The 8381-nt window shown below is 56.1% G+C and carries 10 protein-coding genes; 4 read left to right on the forward strand and 6 right to left on the reverse strand.

All coding sequences use genetic code 11. The features are described 5' to 3' along the window. Positions 1-49: 49 nt before the first annotated feature. Genes ACUW6V_RS13925 through nlpE form a run of 3 tightly spaced genes read left to right on the forward strand, consistent with a single transcriptional unit; the run spans position 50 to position 1740 of the window. Positions 50-595: a YaeQ family protein gene (locus tag ACUW6V_RS13925; RefSeq protein ID WP_014729551.1), complete on the forward strand. Its 546-nt coding sequence runs from the start codon at positions 50-52 to the stop codon at positions 593-595. Then, positions 592-1014, forward strand: a complete 423-nt coding sequence (arfB, locus tag ACUW6V_RS13930; RefSeq protein WP_004385443.1) for an alternative ribosome rescue aminoacyl-tRNA hydrolase ArfB — start codon at positions 592-594, stop codon at positions 1012-1014. The genes ACUW6V_RS13925 and arfB overlap by 4 nt, the downstream gene beginning before the upstream one ends. 27 nt (positions 1015-1041) lie before the next feature. Next, positions 1042-1740, forward strand: a complete 699-nt coding sequence (nlpE, locus tag ACUW6V_RS13935) for an envelope stress response activation lipoprotein NlpE (protein ID WP_454038498.1) — start codon at positions 1042-1044, stop codon at positions 1738-1740. Positions 1741-1809: 69 nt separating this feature from the next. Here nlpE and proS read toward each other — a convergent pair whose 3' ends face one another. The 6 genes from proS to metN all read right to left on the reverse strand — a co-directional run bounded on the left by proS (position 1810) and on the right by metN (position 7395). After that, positions 1810-3528 (reverse strand): proline--tRNA ligase, encoded by a 1719-nt coding sequence (proS, locus tag ACUW6V_RS13940; RefSeq protein WP_097569809.1) that lies wholly within the window; start codon positions 3526-3528, stop codon positions 1810-1812. A gap of 110 nt (positions 3529-3638) precedes the next feature. Further along, the gene (gene tsaA / locus ACUW6V_RS13945) at positions 3639-4346 is read right to left on the reverse strand and encodes a tRNA (N6-threonylcarbamoyladenosine(37)-N6)-methyltransferase TrmO (protein ID WP_014729547.1); all 708 of its coding nucleotides are present in this window, start codon (positions 4344-4346) and stop codon (positions 3639-3641) included. Next, complete coding sequence (gene rcsF / locus ACUW6V_RS13950; RefSeq protein ID WP_004385439.1) at positions 4343-4747, reverse strand: Rcs stress response system protein RcsF; 405 nt, start codon at positions 4745-4747, stop codon at positions 4343-4345. The genes tsaA and rcsF overlap by 4 nt, the downstream gene beginning before the upstream one ends. Before the next feature lie 112 nt (positions 4748-4859). Next, positions 4860-5675, reverse strand: coding sequence for a MetQ/NlpA family lipoprotein (locus ACUW6V_RS13955; protein WP_004385438.1), 816 nt, complete (start codon positions 5673-5675; stop codon positions 4860-4862). 42 nt (positions 5676-5717) lie between these two features. Further along, on the reverse strand, positions 5718-6371 hold the full coding sequence (locus ACUW6V_RS13960; protein ID WP_004385437.1) for a methionine ABC transporter permease MetI: 654 nt from the start codon (positions 6369-6371) through the stop codon (positions 5718-5720). Continuing rightward, positions 6364-7395, reverse strand: a complete 1032-nt coding sequence (gene metN, locus ACUW6V_RS13965) for a methionine ABC transporter ATP-binding protein MetN (RefSeq protein ID WP_004385436.1) — start codon at positions 7393-7395, stop codon at positions 6364-6366. The genes ACUW6V_RS13960 and metN overlap by 8 nt, the downstream gene beginning before the upstream one ends. Positions 7396-7585: 190 nt before the next feature. Here metN and gmhB point away from each other — a divergent pair, with 190 nt between their 5' ends. After that, positions 7586-8146, forward strand: coding sequence for a D-glycero-beta-D-manno-heptose 1,7-bisphosphate 7-phosphatase (gene gmhB, locus ACUW6V_RS13970; protein WP_097649910.1), 561 nt, complete (start codon positions 7586-7588; stop codon positions 8144-8146). Positions 8147-8381: the final 235 nt, after the last annotated feature.

The raw sequence follows: 8381 nt of genomic DNA on the forward strand, positions 1-8381 counted from the left end.
AGCCGACACGTATTACGCTACAATACCCCCCAACTTTTCAGGGGGCCCTATGGCGTTAAAAGCAACCATTTATAAAGCGGCGGTCAATGTGGCCGACCTCGACCGGCAGCAGTTTCTCGACATCAACCTGACGCTGGCGCGCCATCCTTCGGAAACGCAGGAGCGGATGATGCTGCGCCTGCTGGCCTGGATGATGTACGCCGACGAGCGGTTGCAGTTTACCCGTGGCCTGTGCGCCGATGACGAGCCGGAGATCTGGCTGCGCAACGATCATCTCGGCATCGATCTCTGGATTGAGCTCGGGCTGCCGGAAGAGCGACGCCTTAAGAAGGCGGTGAGCCAGTCGCAGCAGGTGGCGCTGTTTACCTATAATGATCGCGCCGCGCAGATCTGGTGGCAGCAGAATCAGGACAAACTGCGGCAGTATAAAAACCTGACTATCTGGTATATCAATGATGAACAGCTCGCCCAGCTGAGCGCGCTGGCACAGAGAACCATGACGTTACAGGCCACGTTGCAGGAAGGCGTTATCTGGCTGTCCGGTGCAGAGCAAAACCTGGAGCTTCTCCCGACCGTCTGGCAAGCTCAGGCATGATTACGTTTTCACGAAGCGTGGCGGTGCCCGATGACGAGGTGACGTTCAGCGCAATCCGGGCGCAGGGCGCGGGCGGGCAGCATGTGAATAAAAGCTCGACGGCCATTCACCTGCGGTTTGATATCAACGCCTCCAGCCTGCCGGATGAGTGGAAAGCGCGCCTGCTGGCGGCGAGTCATCATCTGATCACCGCCGAGGGTGTGGTGGTTATCAAGGCGCAGGAGTATCGCAGCCAGGAGATGAACCGCGAGGCGGCGCTGGCGCGTCTTGTGATGCTGGTGCGGGAACTTACCGCCACCCAAAAGCGTCGAAAGGAGACACGCCCGACGCGCGCTTCGAAAGTGCGCCGCCTGGAGGCGAAAACCCATAAGTCCGCCACCAAAGCCCTGCGGGGGAAAGTGCGCGGTATGCCGGATTAAAAGCACCACGAACAATAAGGAAATACGGTGAAAAAAATCATATTTTGCGCAGCGGCGGCGTTAAGCCTGTTTACGCTGTTTGGCTGTAACAACCGGGCAGAAATGCAGACCTTAGCGCCGACCAGCGCCGCGGAGCTGAAGCCGATGCAGCAGAGCTGGAAGGGCGTGCTGCCCTGCGCCGATTGCGAAGGCATCGAGACCGCGCTGTTTTTAGAAAAAGACGGCACCTGGGTGATGAATCAACGCTATCTGGGGGCGAAGGGGCAGGCGGTGTTTGCGGCTTACGGCACTTGGGCGCGCACCGCCGATAAGCTGGTGCTCACTGACAGCGCGGGCGAGAAAACCTATTTCCGCGCGCGCGGTGAGGCGCTGGAGATGCTTGACCGGGAAGGTAACCCGATTGAGTCGTCGCTGAATTACCGGCTGGATCCGGTCAGCGATCCGCTGCCGAAAACGCCGATGACCATGACGGGGATGTACCAGCACAATGCAAGCGCCGCCACCTTTACCGACTGCGCCACCGGGCGCGAGACGAACGTAGAAAACCATGCCGTGCTGGCGCATGACTATCAGAGCGCGGGTGGCGTGAGCCAGAAACCGGTGCTGCTGGTGGTGGAAGCGCACTTTACCATGACGGTCGATCCGGCGAGCGGCGCGGTGCAAAAGCGTCTGGTCGCCGATCGGAAAGTGGCGTTCAGGCCCGGTAAAGATTGCGATCATCCGTAACGGTGACAGGTAAGCCAATAAGAAAAAGGCCCTCTACTGAGGGCCTTTTTAATGCAATGTGGAGAGCGCTTAGCGCTTCACATTCGCGACCAGGTAATCGAGGATGTCACCGGTTTTGATCATCTTCTTCTCGCCGTCGCGACGGTATTTGTATTCAATTTCGTCGTTGTCGAGGTTGCGATCGCCAATCACCACAGTGTGCGGAATGCCGATAAGCTCCATATCCGCAAACATCACGCCCGGACGCTCTTTACGGTCATCCATCAGCACGTCGATGCCTTTGGCGCGCAGCTCAGCGTAGAGTTTCTCCGCCAGTTCCTGCACGCGGAAGGATTTGTGCATGTTCATCGGTAGAATCGCGACCTGGAACGGCGCAATGGCGTCCGGCCAGACGATGCCGCGTTCGTCGTGGTTCTGCTCAATCGCCGCCGCCACCACGCGCGTAACGCCGATGCCGTAGCAGCCCATCGTCAGCACCTGGTTACGGCCATCTTCGCCCTGTACGGAAGCTTTCAGCGCGTCGGAGTATTTGGTGCCAAGCTGGAAAATGTGACCCACTTCGATACCGCGTTTGATAAGCAGCGTGCCCTGACCATCCGGGCTTGGATCGCCGGCTACCACGTTACGGATATCCGCAACCTGCGGGGTCGCCACGTCGCGATCCCAGTTGATGCCGAAATAGTGTTTACCGTCGATGTTCGCACCTGCGGCGAAATCGCTCATCGCGGCCACGCTGCGGTCAATCACAACCGGCACTGGCATATTCACCGGGCCAAGCGAACCCGGACCGGCGTTAACCGCGGCGCGGATTTCGGCTTCGGTCGCGAACGTCAGCGGGTTGGCGACCTGCGCCAGTTTCTCGGCTTTTACTTCGTTCAGTTCATGATCGCCGCGCACCAGCAGCGCCACCAGCGGGAACTCGCTGCCTTCAGCCGCTTTCACCAGCAGGGTTTTCACGGTTTTTTCAATTGGCAGGTTGAACTGCTCAACCAGCTCGGCGATGGTTTTGGCGTTCGGCGTATCGACCAGCGTCATCTCCTGGGTTGCTGCCGCGCGCGGGGTCAGCGGGGCGACCGCTTCTGCAAGCTCAATGTTGGCCGCGAAGTCAGAAGAGTCAGAGAAGACGATATCGTCTTCGCCGCTCTGCGCCAGCACCTGGAATTCATGCGATGCGCTGCCGCCAATTGAGCCGGTATCTGCCTGCACCGGGCGGAAATCGAGCCCCATGCGGGTGAAGATTTTGCTGTAGGCCTCATACATCGCGTCGTAGGTCTGCTGCAGCGATTCCTGCGTGGTATGGAAAGAGTAGGCGTCTTTCATCAGGAACTCGCGCGAGCGCATCACGCCGAAACGCGGGCGCACTTCGTCACGGAATTTGGTCTGGATCTGATAGAAGTTGAGCGGCAGCTGTTTATAAGAGCTCAGCTCATTGCGGATCAGATCGGTGATGACTTCTTCGTGCGTCGGGCCGAGCACAAACGCGCGATCGCCGCGATCGACAAAACGCAGCAGTTCCGGACCGTACTGCTCCCAGCGGCCACTCTCCTGCCACAGTTCAGCAGGCTGAACCACTGGCATCGACACCTCGATAGCACCGGCGTTGTTCATCTCTTCACGCACGATATTTTCGACTTTTTTCAGGACGCGCAGGCCGGTTGGCAGCCAGGTGTATAACCCGGAGGCCAGCTTGCGGATCATCCCGGCGCGCAGCATCAGTTGGTGGCTGATAACCTCCGCGTCGGCAGGTGTCTCCTTCAGAGTGGAGAGCAGATATTGGCTAGTACGCATGTTGTTACGGTTCCGTTTGAACGTGTGAATTCAGGCACGCTAAAGCCTGACACAAAAAAGTGGTTTAGTGTACCAGTGAGAATGGGCCGCCAAAAGAGAGGCTATGGAAATTAACGCGGCTCCAGGGCATAGACCTCAAAGCCCTGCGGCGTTACGCGCCAGCGGACGTTGAAATCAAGCAACCAGACGGCGTAGCTCTTGCCGGTTTCTTCCTCTTTACGATAAGCCGGACGCGGATCCTGGGCGAGCACTTCACAAATAAACTGGCCAAGCCGTGGGTAGCGTTTCTCAAGCGGCGGCAGGGCCTTCGCAATCTCATCGGTAAAAAAGACGGATATCGCCGCCTCCGGTGCTTCCCGTGCATAGCCCGCGCGCGCATCGGGCAGCGCTTCGGCAAAGGGCAAATACGGTTTGATATCGATGACCGGCGTGCCGTCCACCAGATCCAGCCCGCCGAGCGTCAGGATCACGCGGTCTTTTTCGCAGCGGATGCCCTGAAGTTCCACCAGCGACATGCCAACGGGGTTCGGGCGAAAGGTAGAGCGCGTGGCGAAAACGCCCATTCTGGCGTTGCCGCCAAGCCGTGGCGGACGCACGGTAGGCCGCCAGCCGCCTTCCATCGTCTGATGAAAAACAAACACGATCCAGATATGGCTAAACGCGTCCAGCCCGCGCACGGCGTCAGGCTGGTTATAAGGCGCGATTAAATGCAGCTCGCCGTGCGCGCTGTTAACCAGTCCTGGCTGGCGCGGCACGGCGAATTTTTCTTTATAAGGCGAGCGGATGACGCCGATTTGCTCAAACGCAAAAGTCGTCATTTGGTCGGAACGCTAAGGGCTGACCCTAAGCAAACTGCCTGGCGGTAGCAGCCCGGCGTGCCGCTGGTCACTTCACAGCTGTGCAGCAGAACGGCGTTCGCTTTCATTTTAGAGGCGTTAATCTGCAGGCGCTTACGGGCCGTCGGGATATTCGGCGGAGAATCCTGGTTAGAAGCCTGGCAGGATTCGCCACTCACTTCGCCCAGATCGCGGAAGGGTTTACCAACCAGATCGGCTGCGTTGGTGTAGATTTTTACCGGAGCAGGGCGAACCGTCTTCTGGCGAACTGGCTCGGATTTTTGCGGCGACGCGGTGCTTTGAACAGGTTCTACGGGGGATCTGCTTAGCACGGAGCAGCCGCTCAGGATGAATGCTAAAAGACAGATCGGTAAAGCACGCATAATAATTCCTCGTCGGTGATAAAAACGTGGCTTATTGAATCAGGAGCTTGCAGAAATAACAAGACGGGCTTAAGCCCGTCCTGAAATTATAACCACTGGCAATCAAAACGGCTTACCAGCCTTTGACGGCACCGCCATTGAAGACTTTGTTCGCGGCTTCATTTACTTCGTCAGACTGATAAGCCTTGACGAATTTCTTCACGTTTTCCGCGTCTTTGTTATCTTCGCGGGTCACAATCATGTTCACGTACGGGGAATCTTTGTCTTCCACAAAGATGCCGTCTTTCGCTGGCGTCAGGTTGATCTGGCTGGCGTAAGTAGTGTTGATTACCGCCAGTGCAATCTGGTCGTCATCCAGCGAGCGCGGCAGCTGCGGCGCTTCCAGTTCGACAATCTTCAGGTTTTTCGGGTTTTCGGTGATATCCAGCACGGTCGGCAGCAGGCCGATATCGTCTTTCAGCTTGATAAGACCGACTTTCTGCAGCAGCAGCAGGGAACGGCCAAGATTGGTCGGATCGTTCGGCACGGCAACCTGCGCGCCCGGCTGCAGCTCATCCAGTGATTTGATTTTGCGGGAGTAACCAGCGATCGGGTACACGAAAGTGTTGCCGACGGAAACCAGCTTGTAGCCGCGGTCTTTGATCTGCTGATCCAGATACGGTTTGTGCTGGAACGCGTTCGCGTCAATATCGCCTTTGCTCAGCGCTTCGTTCGGCAGAACGTAGTCGTTAAAAGTCACCAGCTCGACATCGAGACCATATTTCTCTTTGGCGACTTTTTTGGCGACTTCAGCAACCTGCTGTTCCGCACCCACAATCACGCCCACTTTAATATGGTTCGGATCTTTTTCTTCCTGACCGCAACCTGCCAGAGCCAGTGTGCCGAGAAGGGCCCCTACTGCCGCAAAGGTTTTAAACTTGAAAGACATAACCATTCCTTAACTGAAAGTATATTGATGTTGTGTGTAACGTTACTTGTGAGTGACAGCCCGGACGATGCGATCGCCTGAGAACTGAATTAAATACACCAGTACGACCAGTAAGACTAATACGGTGTTCATCACGGTCGCGTTGTAGCCAATGTAGCCATACTGATAACCGATCTGTCCCAGACCGCCTGCGCCGACCGCGCCGCCCATAGCGGAATAGCCGACAAGTGTAATCAGCGTAATGGTTGCGGCATTCACCAGGCCCGGCAGCGCTTCAGGCAGCAGCACCTTGCGAACAATCTGCATCGGCGTGGCACCCATCGCGCGTGAAGCTTCAATAAGACCTGACGGGATCTCCAGCAGGGCGTTTTCCACCATACGGGCGATAAACGGCGCGGCACCCACGGTCAGCGGGACGATAGCCGCCTGCAGACCAATGGAAGTACCAACGATGGCGCGGGTAAACGGGATCATCCATACCAGTAAGATAATAAAAGGAATGGAACGGAAGATATTCACCAGCGCAGAAAGAATGCGATAGAGCTTCGCGTTTTCGATAATCTGGCCCGGACGCGTTACGTACAGCAATACGCCAACCGGCAGGCCAATCACAAAACCAAAAAAGCCGGAAACAAAAGTCATCGCCAGCGTTTCCCAGATGCCGCGCACCAGTAACCACATCATTGCTTCAGACATAACCCAGAACCTCTACTTTTACATGATGTTGTTGCAGGTAAGCGATGGCCGCTTGCGTTTCTTCCTGTGTGCCGTGCATTTCCGTCAGCATGATGCCGAATTTCACGCCGCCGGCGTAATCCATCTGCGCGCTGATAATGTTGTTGTTCACGTTATAGCGACGCGCGGTTTCGGAGAGGAGCGGTGCATCAACCGACTGGCCGGTGAATTCAAGGCGCAGCAGCGGTACGCGGTTATCATCAGATTGCGCGTTAAGACGCTCGGCGTAATCTTCCGGGATATCCAGATGCAGCGTGGACTGAATAAACTGCTGGGCCAGCGGCGTTTTCGGGTGCGAGAACACTTCGCTGACGCTGTCCTGTTCAATAAGCTCTCCGTTGCTGATCACCGCAACGCAGTCGCAGATACGCTTCACGACATCCATTTCATGCGTGATGAGCAGAATAGTCAGGCCCAGACGGCGGTTGATGTCTTTTAGCAATTCCAGAATCGAGCGGGTAGTGGCCGGGTCCAGCGCGCTGGTGGCTTCATCGCACAGCAGCACTTTCGGGTTGCTGGCAAGCGCTCGGGCAATCGCCACGCGCTGCTTCTGACCGCCAGAGAGGTTTGCCGGATAGGCGTCCTGCTTTTCACTCAGGCCAACCAGATCCAGCAGCTCGGTTACGCGGCGTTTGATTTCGTCACGCGGCGTGTTATCGAGCTCCAGCGGAAGCGCGATGTTGCCAAAAACAGTTCGTGATGCCAGCAGATTAAAATGCTGGAAAATCATGCCAATCTGGCGACGGGCTTTGGTCAGTTCTGATTCAGAAAGCGCGGTCAGCTCCTGGCCGCCGACCAGCACGCTGCCCTGAGTCGGGCGTTCAAGTAGATTGACGCAGCGGATGAGCGTACTTTTACCGGCGCCTGAGGCACCAATCACGCCATAAATCTGTCCTGCCGGGACATGCAGGCTGACATTATTCAGTGCCTGAATGGTGCGGTTTCCCTGCTGGAACACTTTGGTGATATTCGACAGTTTGATCATCTGGTTATTTATTATCTTATAGGAGTTAGCCGTGGCATTTTGTTCTGCCTTATACGGGTGTTGGCCGTAAACAGAATGGATGTTAAGGCATCCAGACGTCTAAATCAATCTGGCTGTCTGCAATGAGCACTTTCTCAGTCCAGGAATCATGCGATACTAGGCGGCATTATTTAAGGCAGGAGTTTTTCAGGTGGCTAAATCTGTACCGGCAATTTTTCTCGACCGTGACGGCACTATTAATATCGATCACGGTTATGTCTCTGAGATTGACCGCTTCGAGTTTATCGATGGCGTTATCGATGCGATGCGCGAGCTTAAAGCCATGGGCTTTGCGCTGGTGCTGGTGACCAATCAGTCCGGCATCGCGCGGGGTAAGTTTACCGAAGCGCAGTTTGAGCAACTGACCGAATGGATGGACTGGTCGCTGGCGGACCGCGGCGTCGACCTCGACGGCATCTATTATTGCCCGCATCACCCGGAAGGGGCAGTGGAGGAGTTTCGCCAGAACTGTGACTGCCGCAAGCCGCAGCCGGGCATGTTAATCTCCGCGCGCGATTTTCTGCACATCGATATGGCGGCTTCTTATATGGTGGGCGATAAATTAGAAGATATGCAGGCGGGTTCCGCTGCGGGTGTAGGCACCAAAGTGCTGGTGCGAACCGGCAAACCTGTGACGCCAGAAGCCGAAGCGGCGGCCGATTGGGTGTTAAATAGCCTCGCTGCGCTGCCAGAAGCTATCAAAAAGCGCTAAAAATACGCGTTATGATGAAAAGGTGAGCGGTCGTGATTTTTTTTAAGTTTTCCGCTTGCCATTACTTCTGAGCTCCCTATAATGCGCCTCCATCGACACGGCGCTGATGAGAAACATCCCACAGCGACGGTGAGTCGGGAAGAGAAAAATCCTGAAATTAAGGGTTGACTCTGAAAGAGGAAAGCGTAATATACGCCACCTCGCGACAGCAGGCTGAATGCCGCGTCGCACCGCT

The organism is Cronobacter sp. 153480017-3 (genome assembly GCF_053627815.1).